1 protein-coding gene is annotated in these 775 nt (G+C 77.2%); it reads left to right on the forward strand.

Features of this window, described 5'->3' with window-relative positions; all coding sequences use genetic code 11:
• Positions 1-775 (forward strand): SDR family NAD(P)-dependent oxidoreductase (locus SACPADRAFT_RS24580; RefSeq protein WP_007027836.1); only part of this gene is annotated, 775 nt, incomplete at both ends.

Here is a 775-nt window from a genome sequence, read left to right on the forward strand (position 1 = left end):
CGCGTTCGGCCGCCGTCTCCATCGCGTCCGCTCCGAGTCCGCCGCGCCGCGCGAGTGGACCGGCGACGGGACCGTCGTCATCACCGGCGGAACCGGCGGCCTCGGAGCCGCCCTCGCCCGCCACCTGGCCTCGCGCGGCGCCCGGGACCTGCTGCTGCTGAGCCGGAGCGGCCCCACCGCCGCCGGTGATCTGCTCGCCGATCTGCGCGCCACCGGAGCGACCGCGGAGGCCGTGGCCTGCGACGTCGCCGACCGCGACCAACTGTCCGCCGTCCTCGACGGCCGCCGGGTCACCGCCGTGGTGCACGCGGCCGGTGTACTCGACGACGGCGTGGTGGACGCCGTCACCCGGGACCGGCTCGACCGGGTGCTGCGGGTCAAGGCCCAGGGAGCGGCCAACCTGCACGAGCTGACCCGGGGCGCCGAGCTCGCCGCGTTCGTGCTGTTCTCCTCCGCCGCCGGGGCGATGGGCAGTGCGGGACAGGCCGCCTACGCCGCCGCGAACGCCCACCTGGACGCCCTCGCCACGCACCGCGCAGCACTCGGTTTGCCCGCGACCTCGGTGGCCTGGGGTGCGTGGAGCTCCACCGGCCTCGCCGCCGACGGTGCTGTCCGGGAGAACCGGTTGCGTGGCAGCGGGTTCCGCCCGATGAACCCGGACGACGCGCTGGCCGTCCTGGACCGCGTGGTCGTCTCGGGCGCCCCGGTCGAGGTCGTCGCCGACGTGGACTGGGCCGCGCTGCTGGCCGGCCTGCGCGGGCTGCGCCCGACCGAG

The organism is Saccharomonospora iraqiensis subsp. paurometabolica YIM 90007 (assembly GCF_000231035.2).
GTDB lineage: Bacteria > Actinomycetota > Actinomycetes > Mycobacteriales > Pseudonocardiaceae > Saccharomonospora > Saccharomonospora paurometabolica.